Source organism: Streptomyces sp. NPDC091289, assembly GCF_044757365.1.
Lineage (GTDB): Bacteria > Actinomycetota > Actinomycetes > Streptomycetales > Streptomycetaceae > Streptomyces.
Genome location: NZ_JBIVUT010000025.1, coordinates 19,427 through 42,075, shown reverse-complemented (window position 1 = coordinate 42,075; position 22,649 = coordinate 19,427). Strand labels below are relative to the sequence as shown.

Annotated in this window: 21 protein-coding genes; 5 read left to right on the top strand and 16 right to left on the bottom strand. The window is 72.8% G+C overall.

Going from position 1 to position 22,649, the window contains the following annotated elements; genetic code table 11:
* Positions 1–67 precede the first annotated feature (67 nt).
* Positions 68–925, top strand: coding sequence for a 3-hydroxybutyryl-CoA dehydrogenase (locus tag ACIQPT_RS29410; protein ID WP_073805880.1), 858 nt, complete (start codon positions 68–70; stop codon positions 923–925).
* A 65-nt stretch (positions 926–990) separates the two neighbouring features.
* Here the strand turns inward: ACIQPT_RS29410 and ACIQPT_RS29405 are convergent, their stop codons facing one another.
* Positions 991–1,473, bottom strand: a complete 483-nt coding sequence (locus tag ACIQPT_RS29405) for a hypothetical protein (RefSeq protein ID WP_401160186.1) — start codon at positions 1,471–1,473, stop codon at positions 991–993.
* 200 nt (positions 1,474–1,673) lie between these two features.
* Here ACIQPT_RS29405 and ACIQPT_RS29400 point away from each other — a divergent pair, with 200 nt between their 5' ends.
* Complete coding sequence (locus tag ACIQPT_RS29400) at positions 1,674–2,852, top strand: cytochrome P450 (protein WP_401160184.1); 1,179 nt, start codon at positions 1,674–1,676, stop codon at positions 2,850–2,852.
* Positions 2,853–2,905: 53 nt separating this feature from the next.
* On the opposite strand, the gene ACIQPT_RS29395 is transcribed toward ACIQPT_RS29400, so the two are convergent.
* From ACIQPT_RS29395 to infC, 9 genes are all read right to left on the bottom strand, one after another.
* Complete coding sequence (locus ACIQPT_RS29395; protein ID WP_401160182.1) at positions 2,906–3,436, bottom strand: NUDIX hydrolase; 531 nt, start codon at positions 3,434–3,436, stop codon at positions 2,906–2,908.
* Positions 3,437–3,522: 86 nt separating this feature from the next.
* Positions 3,523–4,875, bottom strand: coding sequence for a transcriptional regulator (locus ACIQPT_RS29390; RefSeq protein WP_401160181.1), 1,353 nt, complete (start codon positions 4,873–4,875; stop codon positions 3,523–3,525).
* A 437-nt stretch (positions 4,876–5,312) separates the two neighbouring features.
* The gene (pheT, locus tag ACIQPT_RS29385; RefSeq protein ID WP_401160179.1) at positions 5,313–7,826 is read right to left on the bottom strand and encodes a phenylalanine--tRNA ligase subunit beta; all 2,514 of its coding nucleotides are present in this window, start codon (positions 7,824–7,826) and stop codon (positions 5,313–5,315) included.
* Positions 7,826–8,965: a phenylalanine--tRNA ligase subunit alpha gene (pheS, locus tag ACIQPT_RS29380; protein ID WP_401160178.1), complete on the bottom strand. Its 1,140-nt coding sequence runs from the start codon at positions 8,963–8,965 to the stop codon at positions 7,826–7,828. Before pheS ends, pheT begins: the two co-directional genes overlap by 1 nt.
* 116 nt (positions 8,966–9,081) lie before the next feature.
* Entirely contained in the window at positions 9,082–10,260 is a 1,179-nt protein-coding gene (locus ACIQPT_RS29375) for an ATP-binding protein (protein WP_401160176.1), read from the bottom strand.
* A gap of 172 nt (positions 10,261–10,432) precedes the next feature.
* The gene (locus tag ACIQPT_RS29370; RefSeq protein WP_069755850.1) at positions 10,433–11,278 is read right to left on the bottom strand and encodes an RNA methyltransferase; all 846 of its coding nucleotides are present in this window, start codon (positions 11,276–11,278) and stop codon (positions 10,433–10,435) included.
* Positions 11,279–11,398: 120 nt separating this feature from the next.
* Positions 11,399–11,782 (bottom strand): 50S ribosomal protein L20, encoded by a 384-nt coding sequence (gene rplT / locus ACIQPT_RS29365; protein ID WP_030583499.1) that lies wholly within the window; start codon positions 11,780–11,782, stop codon positions 11,399–11,401.
* 107 nt (positions 11,783–11,889) lie between these two features.
* Positions 11,890–12,084 (bottom strand): 50S ribosomal protein L35, encoded by a 195-nt coding sequence (rpmI, locus tag ACIQPT_RS29360; protein ID WP_003970213.1) that lies wholly within the window; start codon positions 12,082–12,084, stop codon positions 11,890–11,892.
* 121 nt (positions 12,085–12,205) lie between these two features.
* Positions 12,206–12,922 (bottom strand): translation initiation factor IF-3, encoded by a 717-nt coding sequence (infC, locus tag ACIQPT_RS29355; protein WP_073745656.1) that lies wholly within the window; start codon positions 12,920–12,922, stop codon positions 12,206–12,208.
* 334 nt (positions 12,923–13,256) lie between these two features.
* Here infC and ACIQPT_RS29350 point away from each other — a divergent pair, with 334 nt between their 5' ends.
* On the top strand, positions 13,257–13,619 hold the full coding sequence (locus ACIQPT_RS29350; RefSeq protein WP_103507582.1) for a DUF1844 domain-containing protein: 363 nt from the start codon (positions 13,257–13,259) through the stop codon (positions 13,617–13,619).
* A gap of 84 nt (positions 13,620–13,703) precedes the next feature.
* Here ACIQPT_RS29350 and ACIQPT_RS29345 read toward each other — a convergent pair whose 3' ends face one another.
* From ACIQPT_RS29345 to ACIQPT_RS29335, 3 genes are all read right to left on the bottom strand, one after another.
* Entirely contained in the window at positions 13,704–14,426 is a 723-nt protein-coding gene (locus ACIQPT_RS29345) for an MIP family channel protein (RefSeq protein WP_401160173.1), read from the bottom strand.
* 151 nt (positions 14,427–14,577) lie between these two features.
* On the bottom strand, positions 14,578–15,306 hold the full coding sequence (locus ACIQPT_RS29340; protein WP_401160171.1) for an SseB family protein: 729 nt from the start codon (positions 15,304–15,306) through the stop codon (positions 14,578–14,580).
* A 61-nt stretch (positions 15,307–15,367) separates the two neighbouring features.
* Entirely contained in the window at positions 15,368–15,940 is a 573-nt protein-coding gene (locus ACIQPT_RS29335) for a TetR/AcrR family transcriptional regulator (protein ID WP_401160338.1), read from the bottom strand.
* 130 nt (positions 15,941–16,070) lie between these two features.
* Between ACIQPT_RS29335 and ACIQPT_RS29330 the strand changes: the two genes are divergently transcribed.
* Positions 16,071–17,033 carry a DMT family transporter gene (locus ACIQPT_RS29330; protein ID WP_401160170.1) on the top strand — a complete coding sequence of 321 codons (963 nt, stop codon included), beginning with the start codon at positions 16,071–16,073 and terminating at the stop codon, positions 17,031–17,033.
* Positions 17,034–17,075: 42 nt separating this feature from the next.
* On the opposite strand, the gene mycP is transcribed toward ACIQPT_RS29330, so the two are convergent.
* Together mycP and ACIQPT_RS29320 are read right to left on the bottom strand one after the other, a co-directional pair.
* Positions 17,076–18,263, bottom strand: a complete 1,188-nt coding sequence (mycP, locus tag ACIQPT_RS29325) for a type VII secretion-associated serine protease mycosin (protein WP_401160168.1) — start codon at positions 18,261–18,263, stop codon at positions 17,076–17,078.
* Positions 18,260–19,135, bottom strand: a complete 876-nt coding sequence (locus ACIQPT_RS29320) for a hypothetical protein (RefSeq protein ID WP_401160166.1) — start codon at positions 19,133–19,135, stop codon at positions 18,260–18,262. Before ACIQPT_RS29320 ends, mycP begins: the two co-directional genes overlap by 4 nt.
* 1,281 nt (positions 19,136–20,416) lie before the next feature.
* Between ACIQPT_RS29320 and ACIQPT_RS29315 the strand changes: the two genes are divergently transcribed.
* Positions 20,417–21,619 carry an amino acid deaminase/aldolase gene (locus tag ACIQPT_RS29315; protein ID WP_401160165.1) on the top strand — a complete coding sequence of 401 codons (1,203 nt, stop codon included), beginning with the start codon at positions 20,417–20,419 and terminating at the stop codon, positions 21,617–21,619.
* 28 nt (positions 21,620–21,647) lie between these two features.
* Here ACIQPT_RS29315 and ACIQPT_RS29310 read toward each other — a convergent pair whose 3' ends face one another.
* The gene (locus ACIQPT_RS29310; RefSeq protein WP_401160163.1) at positions 21,648–22,613 is read right to left on the bottom strand and encodes a DUF2510 domain-containing protein; all 966 of its coding nucleotides are present in this window, start codon (positions 22,611–22,613) and stop codon (positions 21,648–21,650) included.
* Positions 22,614–22,649: the final 36 nt, after the last annotated feature.

The window sequence follows — 22,649 nt, the reverse complement described above, 5'->3', positions numbered from 1 at the left end:
CGGGCACCGGAATCACACGGGACCCTGCGATACGGAGAACAGCGAAAGGCACGAGGTGACGGACTCTATGGCCGACATTGCACGCGTCGGAGTGGTGGGCTGTGGCCAGATGGGCGCAGGTATCGCGGAGGTGTGCGCGCGCAGCGGCCTCGAAGTGAAGGTCGCCGAGACCACCGGCGAAGCGCTGGAGATCGGCCGCACCCGTCTGCACAACTCCCTGTCGAAGGCCGCCGAGCGCGGCAAGATCAGCGCGGAGGAGCGGGACGAGACCCTCGGCCGTCTGAGCTTCACGACCGATCTCGGGGAGTTCGCCGACCGCGATCTCGTCATCGAGGCCGTCGTGGAGAACGAGCAGGTCAAGACCGAGATCTTCCAGGTGCTCGACCAGGTGGTGACCCGGCAGGACGCGATCCTGGCCTCCAACACCTCCTCGATCCCGCTGGTGAAGCTGGCCGTCGCCACCTCGCGCCCGGACCGGGTCATCGGCATCCACTTCTTCAACCCGGCCCCGGTGCAGAAGCTCGTCGAGCTGATCCCGGCGCTGACCACCTCGGACGAGACGATCGCGCGCGCCGAGGCCGTCGTGCAGGACGTGCTCGGCAAGCACCCGATCCGCGCCCAGGACCGGTCCGGCTTCGTCGTGAACGCGCTGCTGATCCCGTACCTGCTCTCCGCGATCCGGATGTTCGAGTCGGGCATCGCCAGCCGCGAGGACATCGACAACGGCATGGAGATGGGCTGCGCCCACCCGATGGGCCCGCTGAAGCTCGCGGACCTGATCGGCCTGGACACGGTGGCCTCGGTCGCGGACTCGATGTACGCCGAGTACAAGGAGCCGCTGTACGCCGCTCCCCCGCTGCTCCAGCGCATGGTCGACGCGGGGCGCCTCGGCCGCAAGACGGGGTCGGGCTTCTACCCGTACTGACCGTCCTACCGGCGGGGTCGGCGCTCATGCGGCCGGGCCCGCCGGGGCACGTTCCCCGAGCCGATTCAGGCGGCGCCGGGCTCCTCCAGCACCACCATGACCATCACCGGGAGATCGGTGTCATGCTGGATCACACCGGCGGTCAGGATCCGGCCGTCGAGGTTCCACTTCCTCAGCCTGATGAACTCGTCCCTGTCCGCCTCCGTCTGCTCGGCCTCGACGAGGTGGCCGGCAAGCGGGGACTCCTCGATCTCGGGGAGGAAAACGGCCAGCACCTGCTCCCCCTGCTCGTAGACGGCGTCCAGGTCGTCGAAGTAGCCCGACTCGTCGACGTCGCGGATCCATACGAAGAACGAGACGCGGACCACCCCATCGCCGGGCGTCTGAATCCAGCCCCCGACGCCGCCCCGGTCCCACGATGTCTCCACGCCGTCACGGATCTTGCCCCCGGGCGTCCACTCCTGAGCCAGGAACCGCGCCGCCGCAGCCTCGGCGGTCAGCGGAGTGATGTCCCTCAGCTCTTCCAGCATGGCGGTCACTTCAGCCATGAACTCACTCCACTCATGCCGTTGCCGGGCACGTGATACGCCTTCAGCCGTCCGCTGGCATAGGCGGCGGGGAAGGGCTTGGGCGGCACTTCGTTCACATGCGCGGCACCCCATGCGTCGGACACCCTATAGCGGACTCGCTTGCCTCCTATTGATCAGAAACGATGATGGTCTGCCGTACTCGGATGGAGCCTGACACCATGAACGACGACGCCAAGGACAGCCGGTCCGCCCGCGACCCCTATCCCGCGTACGCGGCCATGCGGTCCGCGTGCCCCGTGCAGGCCGTGGCGTCCGGGTCCAGCGGACGCCACAGCTATCTGGTCACCGGATACGCGGAAGCCCGGCAGGCTCTCGGCGACTCGCGGCTTTCCAAGGACACTGCCGTCTTCTTCGCCGGCAAGGACTCGAAGCGCCGGCTGCATCCCGCCGTTGCGCACACCATGCTGGCCAGCGATCCGCCCCGGCACACAAGGCTTCGCAGGCTGGTCACCGGTGCGTTCACGAGCGGCGCCGTCGCCGGGCTCCGCCCCTTCATCACCCGGCTGACCGACGAACTGCTGGACCGCTGGACCGCCGGCGGGGCGGTCGACCTCGTGGCCGACCTCGCCGTCCCCCTTCCGGTCATGGTGATCTGCGAACTGCTCGGCGTACCGGAGAGCGACCGGCAGCGGGTTCAGCGCTGGTCCGCCGAACTGTTCGCCGCCGGAGACCCCGGCCCCGCCGACGCCGCCTCGTACGCCGTCGCCGCATACATGAGCGACCTCATCGCGTCGAAGCGCCATCGCCCGGGCGATTCCCTCCTCGACCGTCTCATCGCCGCTCGCGACGGCGAGGACCACCTCACCGAGGAAGAGCTCGTATCCCTGGCCGTGCTGCTGCTCGTCACCGGCCACGAGACCACCACCCACTTCCTCGGCAACGCCGCCCTGGCCCTGCTGCGGCACCCGGCCGAACTGGAACGCCTGCGCAGTAGCCCGGAAGCCATCCCGCGGGCACTGGACGAGCTGCTCCGCTTCGACGCGCCGGTCAGCACCTCCACGTTCCGGTTCGCCACCGAAGCCATCACCCTGGGCGGAACCGAGATCCCCGCGGGCGCCCCGGTGCTCGTCGCCCTCGGAGCCGCCAACCGCGACCCGGAGCGCTTCCGCGACCCGGACCAACTCGACCTGGGCCGGGACGCGACCAGCCACCTCAGCTTCGGCCACGGCATCCACCGCTGTGTCGGCGCTCCCCTGGCAAAGGCTGAGGCCCACCTTGCCCTGCGCGCGATTCTGACCCGCTTCCCCGGAATCCGACTCGCCGTGTCCGCCGAAGAGTTGGTCTGGCGGCGCACCCGACTCGTTCGCGGACTGACTTCTCTTCCTGTCCTGCTCTGAAACCGCCATGTCGGGCAGGAGCCGGCCCCGGCAACCCCGGGGCCGGGGTCAGGTCAGCCCAGTCTCAGGTGGTGCAGCATCAGCAGGGCGGCCGCCATGTTCGCGGCGGGCACCTCGCCCCGGGCGATCATGTCCGGGACCACCTTGAGCGGTATCCACTCGCGGCGTGAGGACTCGAAGGCGTCCTCGGGGTGCCCGGTCCAGTGCGCCTCGTCGGACCAGTACAGGTGGTGGCGGGCGTCGGTGAGGCCGTTCGACGGTTCCACGGTGAGCAGCGGGCGCAGCTCGCCGGGGCGCCAGCCGGTCTCCTCCTCCATCTCACGGGCCGCCGCCACCGCGATGTCCTCGCCGTCCTCGACGACGCCCGCGGCCAGTTCCCACCCCCAGCTGTCGGTGATGAACCGGTGCCGCCAGAGCAGCAGCACCTCGTTCGCCTCGTTGACGACGGTGGCGGCCGCGACGGGGCGCAGCCGGATGACGAAGTGGTCGAGATGGCTGCCGTCGGGGAGCTGAACGTCCGCCAGATTCACCCGGAACCACGGGTTCTGATACACATTCTGTTCGCTTAGGTTCGTCCACTGCACGGTTGTGCCGCCTTTCGACATGTTGGGGTCAACATGCCAGCAGGCTCAGCCGCAGTGGTGAACGAACGGCGGGGCGTCGGTGGAGCTCACAGAGGCACGCGGAGCGCCTCGTCGATGAGGTCGGTGGTGCCTACGGCGTCCGCGCAGCCGCTCGCGGCCAGTTCGCTCCGGACCTCCCGCAGCCGGTCGCGCAGTCGCTGGGACTCCATTCCCCGGGCCCGTGTCGCCATTTCGGCTGCTGTACCGGCCGCGCGGTCGGGCTCGCCCTGCAGCAGCTCGATATGGCTGAGCATCGCCAGACGGTGTACGCGCCCCCGGTCGTGCGCCGGGGCGCGCACTGCGGAGGCCGCGTGCTCCCGGGCGGCCGGCAGATCCCCGAGACCGAGCAGCGCCTCCGCCACCTGGACGTCGACCAGGCCCGGCTGGACGTACCCCGTCTCGTCGGGCTCCCGGCCGGTGTGGATGCGGCCCGCCTGGGCCTGGGCCCGCCCGATGCAGGCCCGGGCGCTCGCCGCGTCGCCGAGCCGGGCGTACGCCTTGGCCTGCATGGCGTGCAGATCGGCGGCGAGCGCGGGGGTGATGTGGCCTCCGGCGGCCCGCAGCGCGGCCTCGGCGAAGGCGATGGAGCGGCGGTAGTCGCCGAGGAACAGCGACTGGGTGACCAGCAGGGCGATCACATAACCGCCGAGCCCCCGGTCCCCGCTGGACTTGGCGAGCCGCAGCGCCTGGTGGAAGTAGCGCTGGGCGAGTCCATGGGCGTCGGAGTCGTAGGCGCAGATGCCGGCCACCGCCACCAGCCCGGCGGTCGCCCGGTGCAGGCTCCGGCCGAGCGCGTCGCTGTAGCCGCCGCGCAGCAGCGGCGCGGCCTCCGCATTGAGGAAGCGGACGATCCGGGACCTGGTCGCGATGCCGCCCGTCTTGCGGTACATCTGCTCGTAGTGGTCGCGGGCCGCCTTGAGCATCGCTATGTCGGCCGCGCTGACCCGGCCCGGTCCTGGCCGTGAGACGTCGGTGTCCTCCGGGGGGTTCTCCCACTCCCAGACCGGCATCACCGCCGGGGTGCCGGTGACGGCGGGCACGGTGGCCAGGTGCGGGCGCCGCTGTTCGTCGGAGCGCCACAGCGCGGTGGCCCGCTCGACGAAGCCGGAGAGGGAGCCGTTCCCGTCGCCGGAGTCCGTCCCGGCGGAGGCGGCCGACGTGCCCATGCCGATGTCGTCGAGCCCGACCGGCCTGCCCAGCCGGCCGGCCAGCACCTCGCAGATCAGGTCGGGCACCTGGCCGCGCGGGCGCTGGCCCTTGAGCCAGCGGGAGACCGCCGTGTGTTCGTACCGCAGGCTCAGCCCGCGGGTCAGGCCCGCCCGGTTGACGTGACCGGCGAGGCCCGCGCGGGACACACCGGCCTCCTCGATCAAGGCTTCGAGCAGGACATTGGGCTCCATCGTCCCCCCAGGTGCGTGTCGCAATGAGCCTAGTGGAGCACGATTCACACGGGGTGTGAACGGAATGCCCGAACCCTCCTGCTGTGCGCTCTGCCGCGCGGGGCCCGGGCTCGATTGAATGAGCTCCCTCGCAAGAGGCGGCCCGGGTCGTCGGCTCCCCCTCGTAACCGGCCCACGACCCGCACCCGCGCCGTCCGCGCTGCTGACCTGCCCGACACTCCGAGGCAGCGCGGGCGGCGCCCGGACCGCACGGCCCACTGACCGACGACGAAGGAGGGTGGCTGCGGAACGGCAGCCGGAACCGCGTTCCTCCCGGTTCCCGCTCCGGATCCGGCGTGTGGTCCCTCCGTCGCTCGGCGGGAGAAGGAGAAGGGGCGTATCCGGTGGCCGGATACGCCCCTTCTCAACGCCCAGGGGGTGTTGACGCCCAGGGGGTGTTACGCCCCGCGCAGCACCGCGCCCGTGCGCTCGGCGGCCAGGGCCACCGCGCTGTCGCGGGCGGCCGAGGCCTCCTCGACGGTCAGGGTGCGGTCGGCGGCGCGGAAGCGCAGCGCGTACGCCAGGGACTTGTTGCCCCCGCCGATCTGCTCGCCGGTGAAGACGTCGAACAGCCGCAGCGATTCGAGGAGTTCACCCGCGCCCTCGCGCAGCGCCCGCTCCACGTCGGCGGCCGGGACATCCCCGGCGACGACGAGCGCGACGTCCTGGGTCGCCACCGGGAAGGTGGAGAACCGGGGCGCCTGGAGCGCTCCGTCGACGGCCTGCTCCAGGACGTCCAGCTCGACCTCGGCGGCGCAGGTCCGCTCGGGCAGGTGGAGCGCCTTGATCACGCGCGGGTGCAGTTCGCCCGCGTGTCCGAAGAGGGTCTCCTCGCCGTTCACGGTGACGTACAGCGCGGCGCAGCGGCCCGGGTGCCACGGGGCGTGCTGGTCGGCGCGGACGATGACCTCCACACCGGCCTCCGCGGCGATGGAGCGGGCCGCCTCGACGGCGTCCGCCCAGGTCGCCGGGGTGCCCTTGCCCCACCAGCCGGCCTGCTCGCGGGCGCCCGCGAGGACGACGGCGGCGCGGCGCGGCTGACGCGGCAGGGCCGCGTTCAGACCGGCGATCTCCTCGTCCGTGGGACGGCGGTCGACGGGGAGGCGGACGGCCTGCTTCTCCTCACCCGTCGGCCGGAAGACCAGGCCGGTCTCGAAGAGGGCGAGGTCGTGGCTGCCGCGGCCGTCGTTGCGCCGCAGTGCGCCGAGAAGGCCCGGCAGCAGCGTGGTGCGCAGCGCCGGCTCCTCGTCGGAGATCGGGTTGACCAGCTTGACCGTGCGGCGGCGGGCGTCGTCCGCCTCCAGGCCGAGCTGGTCCAGGACCGCGTCGCCGATGAACGGGTAGCTCAGCGCTTCGACGTACCCGGCTCCGGCCAGCACCCGGCCGATACGGCGGTGCAGCCGCTGGCGGTCGGTGAGACCGCGCCCGGAGGGGGGCGTCGGCAGGGTGGAGGGCAGGTTCTCGTAGCCCTCGAGACGGATGACCTCTTCGGCCAGGTCGTTCGGCTCGCCCAGGTCGGGACGCCAGGACGGGACGGTGACGATCAGCTCGTCCTGCCCGTAGACGTCGCAGCCGACCTGCTGGAGGCGGCGGACGACGGTCTCGCGCCCGTACTCCACACCGGCCACCTTGTCGGGGTGGTTCGCCGGCATGGCGATGGTGCGCGGCGCGTGGGGCGAGGTGATCTCGGTGACCCCGGCCTCGGCGGTGCCGCCCGCGAGGAGGACCAGCAGGTCCACCGTGCGCTGCGCCGCCGCCGCGGCGGCCTGCGGGTCGACACCGCGCTCGAAGCGCTTGGACGCCTCGGAGGACAGCTTGTGGCGGCGCGCGGTGCGGGCGATCGAGATCGCGTCGAAGTGCGCGGCCTCGATGACGACCTCGGTGGTGAGGGCGTCCTCGCCGTCCGCGTCCGCGATCTCGGTGTTGGCGCCGCCCATGACGCCCGCGAGACCGATCGGCCCGCGGTCGTCGGTGATGACCAGGTCCTCGGCGTCGAGCACGCGCACGGTGCCGTCCAGCGTGGTGAGCTTCTCGCCCTGGGTGGCGCGGCGCACGCCGATCGCTCCCTGGACCCGGGTGCGGTCGTAGGCGTGCAGCGGCTGGCCGAGCTCCAGCATCACGTAGTTGGTGATGTCGACGGCCAGCGAGATCGGGCGCATCCCGGCCTTCTGGAGGCGACGCTGCATCCAGATCGGCGAGCGGGCCTCGGGCTGGAGACCGGTGACGGTGCGGGCGGTGAAGCGGTCGCAGCCGATCGGGTCGGAGATCTGGACCGGGTAGCCGTACGCGTTGGGCGCGGGCACGTCCAGCAGCGCCGGGTCGCGCAGCGGCAGCCCGTAGGCGGTGGCGGTCTCGCGGGCGACACCGCGCATCGACAGGCAGTAGCCCCGGTCCGGGGTGACGGCGATGTCGAGGACCTCGTCGACGAGCTGGAGCAGCTCGATCGCGTCGGTGCCGACCTCGTGCTCCGGCGGCAGCACGATGATGCCGTGCGTGCCGTCGTCGCCCATGCCGAGCTCGTCGGTGGAGCAGATCATGCCGTGCGAGGTCTTGCCGTACGTCTTGCGGGCGGCGATCGCGAAGTCGCCGGGCAGGACCGCGCCCGGGAGGACCACGACGACCTTGTCGCCGACGGAGAAGTTACGGGCGCCGCAGACGATCTCCTGCGGTTCGCCGGTGCCGTTGGCCGTGCCGACGTCGACCGTGCAGAAGCGGATGGGCTTCTTGAAGCCCTCCAGCTCCTCGATGGTCAGGACCTTGCCGACGACCAGGGGGCCCTTGAGGCCCGCGCCGATCTGCTCGACGGTCTCGACCTCGAGGCCGACGGAGACGAGCTTGGCCTGTACGTCACGGCCGGTCTCCGTCGCCGGCAGGTCGACGTACTCCCGCAGCCAGGAAAGCGGGACGCGCATCAGATCTCCATCCCGAACGGCCGGGTGAACCGGACGTCACCCTCGACCATGTCTCGCATGTCTTCGACGTTGTGGCGGAACATCAGCATCCGTTCGATGCCGAACCCGAAGGCGAATCCGCTGTACTTCTGGGGGTCGACACCGCAGGCGGTGAGCACCTTGGGGTTGACCATGCCGCAGCCGCCGAGCTCGATCCAGCCCTCGCTGCCGCAGGTGCGGCAGGGGCGGTCCGGGTTGCCGACGGACTCGCCGCGGCAGACGTAGCAGACCATGTCCATCTCGGCGGACGGCTCGGTGAACGGGAAGAAGTTCGGCCGCAGCCGGGTCTTCATGTCCGGTCCGAAGAGCGCCTGGACCATGTGGTCCAGGGTGCCCTTGAGGTCGGCCATGGTGAGGCCCTCGTCGACGGCGAGCAGCTCGATCTGGTGGAAGACCGGGGTGTGCGTGGCGTCGAGCTCGTCGGTGCGGTAGACCCGGCCGGGGCAGACCACGTAGACGGGGGGCTTGCGCTCCAGGAGCGAGCGGGCCTGGACCGGCGAGGTGTGCGTACGCAGCACGACGCCGGACTCGTCACCCTCGGTCGCCTTCCCGTCGGGCGTGGTGCCCTGGACGAAGAAGGTGTCCTGCATCTGGCGGGCCGGGTGGTCGGGCACGAAGTTCAGGGCGTCGAAGTTGAACCACTCCGCCTCGACCTCGGGGCCCTCGGCGATCTCGTAGCCCATGGCCACGAAGACGTCCGCGACGCGCTCCATGATGGTCGTGAGGGGGTGGCGGGCGCCGGCCGGGGTGCGGTCGTAGGGCAGCGTGACGTCCACGGCCTCCTCGACGAGCACCCGGGCGTCCCGCTCGGCCTCCAGCTCGGTCTGGCGGGCGGCGAGCGCCTTGGAGACGGCGCCGCGGGCCTGGCCCACGCGCTTGCCCGCCTCGGCCTTGGCCTGCGGGGGCAGGGCGCCGATCTCGCGGTTGGCGAGGGACAGCGGCGAGGTACCTCCGGTGTGCGCGGTCTTCGCCTGGGCGAGCGCGTCGAGGTCACCGGCGGCGGCGAAGGCGGCGAACGCCTCGTCCCGCAGGCGCTCGATCTCTTCCGGTTTCAGTGCCTCGACCTCGACTGGGTCGTACGACTTGTTCGGTGCCGACATCTCTTCCCGTGCTTCCGATTGGCTGGTGGCGCGACCCCGCTCGACGACTGGAGGACGCAAAGGTGCCAAAGGTCGAGTCTAAAGGCCGCAGGACGGTCGGGGAGCCTGTGGGCTGCTCACACCAGGTAGGCGGGCATGCTCACAGGCAGAATAAATCGGAACTCGGCCCCGCCGCCGGGTCCCCGGTCGACGGTGATCGTGCCGCCGTGGGCCTCGACGATGCCCTTGACGATGTAGAGGCCCAGGCCCGTGCCGCCGCGTTTGCTCCCCCGCCAGAAGCGGGTGAAGACACGGCCCATCGACTCCTCGGGGATGCCGGGGCCTTCGTCGCTCACGGTGACAGCCGTTCCCATCTCGTCGCAGGCACCCGGCGCGGGTGCGGGGGCGATCTCAATGGTGACGGTTCCCTCGCCGTGGCGCACCGCGTTTTCCAGGAGGTTCCCGAGGACCTGGTCGACCTTGTCGGGGTCGGCCCACAGGGCGGGCAGCGGGCCCCGGGCGTGGACCCGGAAACGCTCGGGGGCCTGGCCGCCCGTGATGAGGGCCTGGATGTGCCGGGCCACGGCGGCGGAGACGTCGACGGGCTGGCGGCGCAGCTCCAGCCGGCCGGAGTCGATCCGGGAGATGTCGAGCAGCTCGGCGATGAGCCGGGTGACCCGGCCGGCGTCGGCGTCGACGGTCTCCAGCATCAGCCGCTTCTGGTCGTCGGTGAACCGCTCCCACTTGGCGAGCAGGGTCGCGGTGAACCCTTTGACGGAGGTCAGCGGGGAGCGCAGCTCGTGGGCGACGGTGGCGATCAGCTCGGCGTGGCTGCGTTCGGTACGGCGGCGGGCCTCGGTGCCGCGAAGTGAGACCACGACCCGGCGCACCGGGCCGAGCGGGTGCTCCCGTACGTAACGGGCGGAGACCAGTACCTCGCGGCCGCCGGGCAGCAGCAGATTGCGCTCCGGCTGGCCGTTACGGGTGGCGAGACCGCCGTACGGGTCGGTCAGCGTCCACCAGCGCTTGCCCTTGAGGTCCTCCAGCGGGAGGGCGGCCTCCAGGGGGCGGCCGATCGCGTCGGCGCTCGGGGTGGCGGTGATGCGGGCGGCGGCGGCGTTGAAGCAGATGATGTGCCCGCTCGCGTCGGCGACGACGAGACCGTCGGGAAGGTCGTCCGGGTCGATACCGGGGACGTCCTGGCCGAGACCGGCGCCGAGGCCGTCCGGACCGGCCGCCTGCCCGTCCGGCTCCTCGCCCGCAGCGCGTGGTGCGGTGCTGTGCGCCGGTCGCGGCGAGCTCATGCCGACAGCCATCTTCCCGTATCCCCACCTCTCGAACCGGTGCAGTGGGCCCCCGAGTTCGTCACCCTACTAGGCGGCGGTGAACCGGCGACACCCTGTGGGGGCGCGGAGAGGAGTGCGCCGGTGGGAGGGGCGCGGGAATGGCCGGGATCGTGTGCTGACGGGCCGTCGGAGCGGCGCGGTGTTAGGCGTCGGGGGCGCGCCGCGGGCGCTGCGCGCGGGCGGAGGCGTACAGGCAGACGGCGGCGGCGGTGGCGAGGTTGAGGCTCTCGGCCTTGCCGTGGATGGGGACGCGGACGACGGCGTCGGCGAGCGCGCGGGTCTCCTCGGGGAGTCCCCAGGCCTCGTTGCCGAAGACCCAGGCGGTGGGGCCTCCCATGGTGCCCGCGTCCAGCTCGTCGTCCAGGTCGTCGGCCCCGGCGCCGTCGGCGGCGAGGATGCGCACCCCGGCGTCGCGGAGGCCCTGCACGGCCTGTTCGACGGGGACGCCGACGGCGACGGGCAGGTGGTAGAGCGAACCGACCGAGGCGCGTACGGACTTGGGGTTGTAGAGGTCGACCGAGGCGTCGGTGAGGATCACCGCGTCCGCGCCGGCCGCGTCCGCGCAGCGCAGTACCGTACCGGCGTTCCCGGGGTCGCGGACGTTGGCCAGAACGGCCACCAGGGTGGGCTTCGCGGCGAGGATCTCCTGGAACGGGGTGTCCAGGAAGCGGCAGACGCCGATGAGGCCCTGCGGGGTGACGGTCTGCGAGACGTCGGCGAGGACGTCGTCGTCGGCCAGGTGCACCCGGGCCCCCGCCGTGTGGGCGGCCTCGACGATGTCGGCGTACCGGTCGGCGGCCTCGGGGGTGGCGAACAGCTCGATGAGGGTCGGCTCGCCGTCACCGCCCCGGTGGGCGGCGGCCTCGCGTACGGCCTGGGGCCCCTCGGCGATGAACCTGCGCTCCTTGCCGCGGAAGTTGCGGCGGGCCAGCCGGCGGGCGGCGGCGACCCGGGGGGAACGCGGGGAGATCAGTTCGGGGGTGCCCATGGTCGGCGGCGGGCCTCTCTGCTCTGCGTACGGCGGTGGGGGTTCAGCGGCAACGCACCGGACCCGCAGGCGGCGTGCGCCTGCGGGTCCGGTTCGCGTACCTGGAAGGGGGTGCCTGGATCAGGCGGCCTTCGGGGCGTTGACGTCGCTCGGGAGGGCCTTCTGAGCGACCTCGACGAGGGAGGCGAACGCGTTGGCGTCGTTGACCGCGAGCTCGGCCAGGATCTTGCGGTCCACCTCGATGTTGGCGGCCTTCAGACCCTGGATGAGGCGGTTGTACGTCATGCCGTTCTGGCGGGCAGCGGCGTTGATGCGCTGGATCCACAGCTGACGGAAGTCGCCCTTGCGCTTCTTGCGGTCGTTGTAGTTGTAGACCAGGGAGTGGGTGACCTGCTCCTTGGCCTTGCGGTACAGGCGCGAGCGCTGCCCGCGGTAGCCCTTGGCCGCCTCGAGAATTGCCCGGCGCTTCTTGTGGGCGTTGACTGCCCGCTTGACGCGTGCCACTTGTTAACTCCTTGTAGCGGGGCCGTGGGTGTCTTCACACGGCCCGGAAACGAATTGGTCCCGGTGTGATCGAGGTCGTGCCTCCGGGGCGAGCCGGAGGCCGAACCTCACTTGCCGAGAAGCTTCTTGATCTTCTTGGCGTCGGCCGGAGCCACGACGACCGTGCCGGTCAGCGAGCGGGTCTTCTTGGACGACTTGTGCTCGAGCAGGTGGCGCTTGCCGGCCCTCTCGCGGAGCACCTTGCCGGAGCCGGTGATCTTGAAGCGCTTGCTGGCACCGCTGTGCGTCTTGTTCTTCGGCATCGCGCCGTTCTCTCCTCGTCAGTGGCGCCCCTCACGGTGCGGGGCACCGGACTGCAGGGGCGTCAGATCTCTATGGGATTCCGGGATGACCCGGGGGCGCCTGGATGGCGGCCCCCGAAGGTCACGCCTCGGAAGGTGTCTCGGCCGGAGCCTCGACCGCTTCGGCCGGAGCCTCGGCGGTGTCACCCTCGGACGGTGCGTCGGTCGTGCCCTGACGCTCCGCCTTGCGGGCGGCCTGGGCCTCACGGGCCTCGGCCATGGCTTCGGTCTTCTTCTTGTGCGGGCCCAGAACCATGATCATGTTCCGGCCGTCCTGCTTCGGGTTGGACTCGATGAAGCCCAGGTCCTCCACGTCCGAAGCGAGACGCTGGAGCAGTCGGAAGCCCAGCTCGGGGCGGGACTGCTCACGACCACGGAACATGATCGTGATCTTGACCTTGTCGCCCTGCTTGAGGAACCGGACGACGTGACCCTTCTTGGTGTCATAGTCGTGCGGGTCGATCTTCGGCCGGAGCTTCATCTCCTTGATGACCGTGTGCGCCTGGTTCTTGCGCGCCTCACGGGCCTTCATGGCCGACTCGTACTTGAACTTCCCGTAGTCCATGAGCTTGCACACGGGCGGACGGGCTGTCGCCGCCACCTCGACCAGGTCGAGGTCATACTCCTGTGCGAGTTCCAGGGCCTTGGCAAGCGGAACAATCCCGACCTGCTCGCCACTGGGACCGACAAGTCGGACCTCGGGAACGCGAATCCGGTCGTTGATGCGGGGCTCGGCGCTGATGGATCCTCCTCGGTAGCACCACGCGACCGCCTGGCGGACAGCCGCGTAACGTCTTATAACGTCAAGACCAACCGAGCCGGAACCGCAAAAATGCCCCGGACGGGACACAGGCGGGGCTCCATGAACTACCGGAGCACCGTCGCGTTCAACCGCGGGGCGCATCGGACGGCTCCATCGTCCGTACGGAACGATGGGGACCGCCTGACCGGTGACCCGCCGTCCGGTGAGGACGGTCAGGTGGGAGATCGGAGCCTCCACTTGTGGGCCGGGCACATAGATGTCCGGCCGGTCGTTCCACCAGCCTACCGCACCGCCCGGGGCCCGCGCACCAGGAAAGCCGGGAGGGCCGCCCGCGCACGGGAGGGCGGTGGCCTGGCCTTATCGTGTGGGCATGAGTGACGCGACCCCCAGCAGTGAGAACCCCGGCTTCGACGACATGGCCCGCGACATCGCGGAGGTCCCCGCGGTCGAGGTGATCGTGACGGTCGCCGTCAACCTGATGAGCGCAGCCGCCGTGAAGCTCGGCCTCACGGAGGAGGGCGAGGACCACAAGGACCTCGACGAGGCCCGCAAGCTGGTCCACGCCCTGGCCGGGCTGCTGGACGCGAGCACCACGGAGATCAGCACCTTCCACGCCTCGCCGCTGCGCGACGGCCTCAAGTCGCTCCAGCTCGCCTTCCGCGAGGCCTCGCTGGTGCCGGACGAGCCCGGCCAGGGCCCCGGCGAGAAGTACACCGGCCCGGTCTACGGCTAGCCGCCCCCCTCCCCCGTACGCCACGGAGCCCGCCGTCCCCCGTGGGGCGGCGGGCTCCCGTGCGTGTGCGGCCGGGACGGTTCCTCAGACGGCGGCGTCGGCCTCTTCGGGCTCTTCGGGCAGGACGTTGGGGAAGGGGTGGGTGAGCCGGTGGGCGTAGGCGGCGATGACTCCGCCGACCAGGGGCGCGACGATGAACAGCCAGAGCTGGGAGAGGGCGGCGCCGCCCGCGAAGAGCGCCGGTCCGATGCTCCGCGCCGGGTTGACCGAGGTGCCGGTCAGCGGGATCCCAACCAGATGGATCGCGGCGAGCGCGAGGCCGATGGGCAGCCCGTCGAAGCCGGTGACCGCGACCTTGTGGGTCACGGCGAGGACGACGTAGACGAGCAGGAACGTGAGCACGACCTCGGCGAGGAACGCGCCGCCGATGTTGATGCCGACGGCCGACCGGTCGTCGTAGCCGTTGGTGCCGAACTCGCCGCTGGTCTCCAGACCCGGGATCTGCTTCGCCAGCAGGAACAGCAGGGCCGCGCCGACGATCGCGCCGAGGATCTGGGCCACCCAGCGTTCGACGGCCGTACGGAGGTCGATCCGGCCGGCCATCAGCATGCCCAGCGTGACCGCCGGGTTCACATGGCAGCCGGAGATCGGGCCCAGCGCATACGCCAGCGCGAGGAGGGTGAAGCCGAAGGTGAGGGCGATGCCCACCGTGCCGAGGTATTCGACGGCGACCACCGCGGACCCCACGGCGAAGAACACCAGCAGCAGGGTGCCGAGGAACTCTGACGCCACGATCCGCGTCTTCATGCAACCACCTCGCGAGCTTGGTCGGTTGGTCGGATTTCTCCGGATTCCCGATCATTCTCACGGCGGCGGACGCTTTGCGCGCGTCGGGGATGCGGCCGGGGATGCCTCGGGGATGCGCCGGGCCGGGACGGGCCCCGCGCACCCCGGCGCGTCAGCGGGCGAAGAGGGGTTCCCCCGGTGTGGCCGTGCCGGCGGGGAGAAGGGCCAGGTCCAGGCCGCTCACCAGCCGGGCCCGCAGCACCTCGCTGTCCGACAGCGCCCGGGCGATGCGGCGGGCCGCCTCGGCGGGCACCGCGTCCGGGGCGAGGACGAGCGCGAGGGTGCCGTCCGCGCTGCCGGGCCCGAGGTGGGCGCGGACCACGGCGGGGTCGGCGGCCACGGCCTCCCGTACGGCGTCGATGACCGCGGGGTCCTGGAGCGGGTCGGTGCTGGTGCGGTTCTCGGCGAGGGCCAGGAGCGCCTGCCCGCTCAGCTCGAAGGCGACCGGGCCGGCGAGGTCCAGCACGACGGTGTCGGCCTTCTCGTGGGCGGCGGCCTGGAGAGCCTGGTGCAGCGGTACGGCGACGGGGCGCGCCTCGGGGTCCCAGAGCGCCAGCGACGCGGTCGAGGTGAAGGCGGGGAGCGCGCGCCGGTCGCCGGCCTGGAGGGTGGGTACGGCCATGTCGCTGGTCTTCTCGCGCCGGAGCCCCTTCTCGTCCTCCTCGACCTCGCCGAGGACGGCGACGACGGGGACGAGGAGCCGGGCGTCCCGGAGTGCCGTGAGGACCGGGCCGACGGCGCTCCGGTCCCGGGACCAGGCGTCCAGGGCCCTGGTCAGGGCGGGGGACGCCGAGCCGTCGTCGTCGGAGAAACCGGGGTCCGGAATGTTCTTGAGCTCCACGGGACGAGGGTAGTGCCTGGATCGCGGCCGCCTGCCCGCAGGGAGGGCCCGGGCCCGGCCCTCAGCGCTCGCCCGCCCCGGCCAGTAGGGCGTGCGCCTCGTCGCGGGCGTGGGTGACCGGGTCGGGGAAGACCTTCAGGCCGTCGGCGACCAGGGCCCCTTCGTGCAGCAGCATGAGCGTCCGGCCCAGCCGGTCGGCGGCGTCGGGGCCGATGCCGCCGACGCCCCGGGCGAGCCGGGTGAACAGGTCCAGCATCCATCGCTTCTGGCCGGTGATGACCGCGTGCGCCGGGTGGGACGGGTCGCTGATCTCCGCGTGGGCGTTGACCATGCTGCAGCCCTTGGAGCCGTTGTCCGACATCCAGGCGCGCGAGGCGTCGAAGACGGCCAGGATCCGCGCCCGCGGCTCGGGCGGTGCGGCGTCGAGGCGCTCGGCGAGGAAGGCGCGCCAGCGTTCGTCGCGGCCGGCGAGGTACTCCACGACGATCTGCTCCTTGGAGCCGAAGCGGTCGTAGAGCGTCTTCTTGGTCACCCCGGCCTCGGCGGCGATCAGGTCCACCCCGACGGCATGGATGCCCCGTGCGTAGAACAGCCGCTCGGCGGCCGCCAGGGCCCGTCGCGCGGCAGGCGTCATGGTGATCCGTCGCAGCTCGCCCGAAGTTCCGGTTCCGGTGTCAGTTCCGGTGTCAGTGCCCATGACGGCAAGTATACCGATCTGTATAGTCGAGAGCGTGGGTATACCGATCTGTATAGCGAGGTGCGTCATGAACGTCCTGCTCCCGGTCGCCTTCGTGCTGTGCTGGAGTTCCGGGTTCATCGGGGCGAAGCTCGGCGCCGGCAGCGCGTCCGCGCTCACGATCCTGATGTGGCGGTTCCTGCCGCTGACGGTCGTCCTGGCCGTGGTCGCGGTGACCGTCGCACGGGCCTCCTGGCGGGGCCTGGGCGTACGGGTCGTGGCCCGGCAGGCCGTGATCGGCACGCTGTCGCAGAGCGGCTATCTGCTCACCGTCTATTACGCGATCCAGCTCGGGGTCTCCACGGGCACCACGGCCCTGATCGACGGGGTCCAGCCCCTGGTCGCGGGGGCGCTGGCCGGACCGTTGCTGCGCCAGTACGTCACCGCCCGGCAGTGGCTCGGCCTGTGCCTGGGGGTGAGCGGGGTCGCCGTGGTCACGCTGGCCGACGCCTCGGCCGCCGCCGGGGTGGCCTGGTGGGCCTACGCCCTGCCGTTCGTCGGCATGCTGGCGCTGGTGGCCGCCACCTTCCTGGAGAGCCGTTCCGCCAACCGGGTGGCCCCTTCGGTGTCGCTGACCGTCCACTGCGCCGCGAGCACCGTGATCTTCACCGTGCTCGCCGTCGGCACGGGGACCGCGGTGCCGCCCACCGAGCTCGCGTTCTGGGGCGCGGTCGGCTGGCTGGTGGTGCTGTCCACCTTCGGCGGGTACGGGCTGTACTGGCTGATCCTGAGGCGCTCGGGCGTCACCGCGGTCAACACGCTGATGTTCCTGATGGCTCCGGTCACGGCGGTCTGGGGCGCCCTGATGTTCGGAGAGCCCTTCGGCCCCCGGACCGTGCTCGGCCTGGCGCTCGGCCTGGTGGCGGTGGTCGTGGTGCACCGGGGGGCCGCCCCGCGCGGCGACGGGGCCGACGGGCCCGCCAGTTCTGCCGTCCCGCCGGACCCGGCCCGGCGCGAGCGGAGGGGCGCGGTGCCCGGGGCGGCCCGGTGAGCCCACCGGTTCCGGGGCGTCGGCGCTCCGGGCTCGGCTCGGTCAGCGGCGGCCGGAGGCGCTGGCGTTCCGGCCGCGCCAGAGGACGACGGCGACGGCCAGCAGCGCCGCGCCGAGGCCGCCGGCGAGCGGCGCGGCCCAGTTGGCGGTGTCGTCGGCGGTACGGGGCGGAGCCGGGCCGTCGCCGAAGTAGCGCCCCCGGTGTCCTGCCGGGGCGGCCTTGGCGTCCAGGTCCGCCGGGCGCAGCCGGGCGCCCGCCTCGATCGCCTCCGCCGGGTCGACGATGCCGTAGCCGCGGGCGTCGTCGCGGCCCTGGGCGGGGGCGTCGCGGGCGGTGTCGGCGAGGAGCTTCTTGATCTGGGCCGGGCCGAGGCCGGGGTGGGCGGCACGGACCAGGGCGACCGCGCCGGAGACGAACGCGGCGGCGGCCGAGGTGCCCCACTCGATGTAGTAGTGCCCGTCCGGGTTGGCGACCACGATGTCGACGCCGGGGGCGCTGACGGTGGCGTACCAGCGGCGGGTGGAGAACGAGGCGTGGGTGCCGTACTCGTCGACGGCGGCGACCGCGATCACTCCGGGGTAGGCGGCGGGGTACGAGATCCGGTCCCCCTTCTCGCCGCCGTTGCCCGCCGACGCGACCACGGGGACGCCCTTGGACAGGGCGTACTGGATGGCCGCGTCCTCGCCGGGGTCGGGGTGGGCGGACTTGCTGTCGTCGCCCAGGGAGAGGTTGATGACGTCGGCGCCGTTGTCGGCGGCCCAGCGGATGCCGTCGGCGAGGGCGGTGCCGCGCGACTTGCGGGCCTTGGCGCGGGCCGGGTCCTTGGACTCCAGGATGACCCGCACCGGCAGGATCCGGGCCTCGGGGGCGATGCCGAGGACGCCGTCGGTGCGCCCGGGACCGTTGCCGCGCCCGGCGATGATGCCGGCCATCGCGGTGCCGTGCAGCGCCCAGGCGGCGTCGCCGCGGGCGGCGCCGAAGCCGACGAGGTCCTTGCCGGGGAGCACCTGGCCCGTCAGGTCGGGGTGCGCGTCGTCGACCCCGGTGTCCAGGACGGCGACCGTGACGCCCTGGCCCCGGGTGGTCTGCCAGGCCCGGTCCGTGTGCAGGGCTTCCAGGGCCCACTGCTGGTCGCGGATGGCGTCCGCGTGGGCGGGCGCGACGGGGGTGAGGGCGAGGACGGCGGCGGCGCAGACCGCGGCGAGGACGCGGTGGGGTCGTCGGGTCATCCGGGCTGCTCCGTGAGATCGGCGACGGTCGTACGCAGTCCGCGCTCCACCCGGTCCGCGATGCCCTTGGCCTCGTGGCCGAGCCCGGCCTGGGCGATGTCCGTCGCCGCGCCGGACGCCATGGCGTCGGGCGCGGGCTGCGGGTCGGCGACGGGGCGCCCGTCGGCGAAGCCGGAGACGGCGAGCACGACGACCGGGATCTCGGTGAGCGGGTTGACCGTCCAGCTGGCGCGCTGTTTGTCGCCGAAGGAGGCTACGGGGGTGCCCTCGGGGGCGTACGTACGCGGCATGAGGTCCTTGCGCGCGCCGAGCTTCTGCTCGGTGAACCGGGTGCGCAGGGCCTGCATGCCCGGTGCGTCGGCCTCGGTGAAGACCAGGCCGACGGTGGTGACGGCGGAGCGGGTGGCGTCGGTGTAGGTGGCGCGCACCAGCCGTTCGCAGCCGACGGACCGGAGCGTGGTCAGGAGCAGCGGGTCGAGCCCGTCGGCGCAGGTGCTGTCGGCGGCGACGGCGAGCCGGGTCCAGGTGCGGTGGGTGGAGCCGGGGCCCGCGCCCTTGCCCTCGAGGGTGCGCGGGAACAGCGTGTCGACGGGAACGCTGTGCCAGGCGTCGCGGGCGGTGGTGTACGGGTTCCGGGTGGTCTCGGCCGAGGAGTCGCCGGTCAGCCACGCTCCGGTGGCCGCCCCGCCGATCAGCCCGAGCCCGAGCACGGCGCAGACCGCGGCCGCGGCGGTACGCCACCGCTGCCGGGGCCGGACCGGCCGCAGCCGGGTGGTGGTCTCGGCGGGGGTCTCCGGGTAGCCGTAGCGGGCCGGCACCCGGTAACCGCCGGGGGGCGGCGGAACGGCTCCCGGCGCGGGCGTCAGGTCCACGGCCCCGACGGGCCTGCGCCGGGTGACGGGCGGCGGGCCGGGGGGCGGCGTAGGGGTCGCGGAGGGCGGCGCAGGTGAAGATGCGGGCGCGGGTGCGGGTGCAGGTGCCTTGGCAGGGGTGGGCCGCTGGACCGGCGAGGCCTGGGGGGCAGGCGGGGTTGACGGGGTCGGCGCGGCCATCCGGGCGGAAGCCGTCGGTGGGGCCTGCGGCCTGGGAGTGGCCGACGGAACCGAACGGGTCGGCAGGGTGAAGCGGGCCGGCGGGCCTTGGTGGGCAGGTGCAGCCTGTGCGGCCGGTGCAGCCGGTGCAGCCGGTGCAGCCGGTGCAGCCGGTGCAGCCGAACGAAGCGGCGGGGCCTGGGGAGCAGGCGGGGTCAGCCGGGTCGGTGCTGCCGTCCGGGCGGAAGTGGCCGGTGCGGCCGACACCACCGGACGGGGCGGGGGAGACTGCCGGGCCGGAGCCGGGGAGGGTGCGGCGGGCGTCCCCTGCGGGGCCGAAGCCGCCGGACCGGCCGATGACGCAGACGCCGAGGCAGATGCCGGAGCTGTCGAAGCAGCCGGAGACGGAGGTGCCGAAGCAGGTGCCGAAGGCGCAGGCGCAGGGCCCCTGCGAGACGCGGGCGCGGGAACCATGGGTGCCGTGGGCGCGGAGGCAGCAGGCGCTGGGGCCGTGGGTGCGGGGGCCGTGGGCGCGGAAGCCGCAGGCGCGGGAGCCATGGGTGCGGAGGCCGCAGGCGCGGGAACCGTGGGTGCCGCAGGCGCCGGGGCCCCGGGAGACGCGGGCGCGGGAACCATGGGTGCCGTGGGCGCGGAGGCAGCAGGCGCTGGGGCCATGGGTGCGGAGGCCGCAGGCGCGGGAGTCGTGGGCGCGGAGGTCGCAGACGCGGGGACCGAGGGTGCGGAGGCCGCAGACCCGGGGACCATGGGTGCCGCAGGCGCCGGGGCCCCGGGAGGCACGAGCGCGGGGGCCCCGGGTGCCGCAGGCGCAGGGGCCCCGGGTGCCGCAGGCGCCCCGGGATGCACAGGCGCGGGGGCCGTTGGAGGGGTGGTCGGGCGGGGCGGCACAGGGGCGCGCTGCGCTTCGGTACTCATCCGGCCCCCTGCTTACACGTCCTCGTACCGACCACGGATCACCGCCGCTGACAGGCCCGTTGGTGCTCGCGTGCACGTCACTCTACGGGCTGCGGGCGGGCCGCGGGGAACGGGACGCCCCGGTCGGCGGCGGATCTGTCCTGATCGTCCCCCTACCCAGCCGTAGCGGCTCTCTGGCAAGCTGCGGCCATGACTGCCCGCGCCGCTGACCGGACCCGGTACAACCGGGCCACCGCCCATCTCGACGCCCCGATCGCGATCGTCGATCTGGACGCGTTCGACGCCAACGCCGACGATCTGGTGCGGCGGGCGGGCGGGAAGCCGGTCCGGGTGGCCAGTAAGTCCGTGCGGTGCCGGGCGCTGCTGGAGCGGGTGCTCGCGCGGCCCGGGTTCGCCGGGATCATGTCGTACACGCTGGCGGAGTCGCTGTGGCTGGCCCGGGCCGGGTTCGACGATGTGCTGCTCGCCTATCCGTCGGCCGACCGGGCCGCCTTCGCCGAGCTGGCCGCCGATCCGAAGCTCGCCGGGGCCGTGACCGTGATGGTCGACGACCACGCCCAGCTGGAGCTCATCGACGCTTCTCGGGCGGGCGGGCAGGAGGAGATCCGGGTCTGCCTGGAGCTGGACACCTCGCTGCGGATGCTGGGCGGCCGGGTCCGGATCGGGGCGCTGCGCTCCCCACTCCGCTCCCCCGCGCAACTCGCCGAGCTGGCCCGCTCGGTGGCCCGGCGGCCGGGCTTCCGGCTGGTGGGCCTGATGGCGTACGAGGGGCATGTCGCCGGGGTCGGCGACGCGCTGGCGGGGCGGCCGCTGCGGTCCCGGGCGATCCGGCTGATGCAGTCCGCCGCCCGCAAGGAGCTGGCGGTGCGCCGGGCCGAGGTCGTGCGGGCGGTCCGGGCGGTCGTGCCGGACCTGGAGTTCGTGAACGGCGGCGGCACGGGCAGCGTGCAGCACACGGCGGCCGAGGCCGCGGTGACGGAGATCGCGGCCGGTTCGGGGCTGTACGTGCCCCGGCTGTTCGACAACTACACGTCGTTCACCGGCCGCCCGGCGGCCCTGTTCGCCCAGCCCGTGGTCCGCCGGCCCGGCGTCGGCGTCGTGACGGTGCTCGGGGGCGGCTATCCGGCGTCCGGCGCGGCCGGGGCGGACCGCTCGCCGGTGCCGTATCTGCCGGAGGGGCTGCGCTACGACGCGCAGGAGGGCGCGGGCGAGGTGCAGACGCCGCTGCTGGGCTCCCCCGCCGACGACCTGCTGATCGGCGACAAGGTCTGGTTCCGGCATGCCAAGGCCGGGGAGCTGTGCGAGCGCTTCGACGCGCTGCACCTGATCGAGGGCGACCGGGTCACGGCGAGCGTTCCGACGTATCGGGGCGAGGGGCAGACCTTCCTCTGACCGTGTCCGCCCCTGACCGGGAACCCGGTCAGGGGCCGACCGACGCGCCCACGCCGCTGCTCGCCGCGCTCTCGCCGAGCGGGCGGATGCCCTGGGTGACCGTGTCCATCAGGGACAGCGGCAGGTCGGCGACGTCCGCGTCGAAGGCGAAGCGGACGATCACCGGGGTCCCGGCGCCCACCGAGGACGGGAAGGCGACGGACTGCACGTATCCGCCGGGCCCCTTGCCGGTGGTGACCTGCCAGCGCACGAGGTAGCCGGTGCGTCCCGCGACGGTCAGCTCCTGGGCCTTGAGCACCTTGTGGGACGTGATGCCGCCGTGGGTGCGCCGGCCGAGGGTGTCCTCCTCGTAGGCCCGGTCGGCGGCGGTGACGATGTCGGCCTCGGCCAGGGCCTTGGGTTCCGTCTCGCTGCTCCGGGCGGTGTGGGTGGTGATCGTGCCGTGGTAGCAGAACGACCCGGCGCCGGGGCAGTCGTAGGACTCCTCGGTACGGATGGTGGGGACGTCGGAGGAGGAGCTCTCCGGCTTCTCCCAGCCCTCGGGCACCGGCAGCGTGACTCCGTTGAGCTGGTCGACGAGGACGGTGGGGTTCTCGTCCGGGTCGGGTCCGGCGGAGGGGGAGGCGGTGGCCGTGGGGGTGGTGACGGGGGCCGAGGGCGATGTGCTGGTCGTCGGAGCCGCCGGCGTACCGCCCTCGTCCCGGCCCAGCAGCACCGCGCCGGTGACGGCCGCGCCCAGGACCAGCACGCCGGAGAGCGTGATCGCCAGGACCTTCGTACGGTTGCCGCCGCCGGACCCGCCGTGGGGGTCGCGCTGGTGCGGGAGCGGAAACGACGGCGGGCCGAACTCCGCCGGTGCGGGCGGTTGTCGCGGTGCGGCGTGGGCGGCCGCGAGCGGGCGGGTGTGCGCGGTCCAGGCCGTGCCGTCCCACCAGCGCTCATGGCCGGGTGCACCCGTGTCCGGATACCAGCCGGGGGGCGTCGCGTAACTCATGCCCCCACTCTAGAGTCCGGCTCCGACACGGTCGCG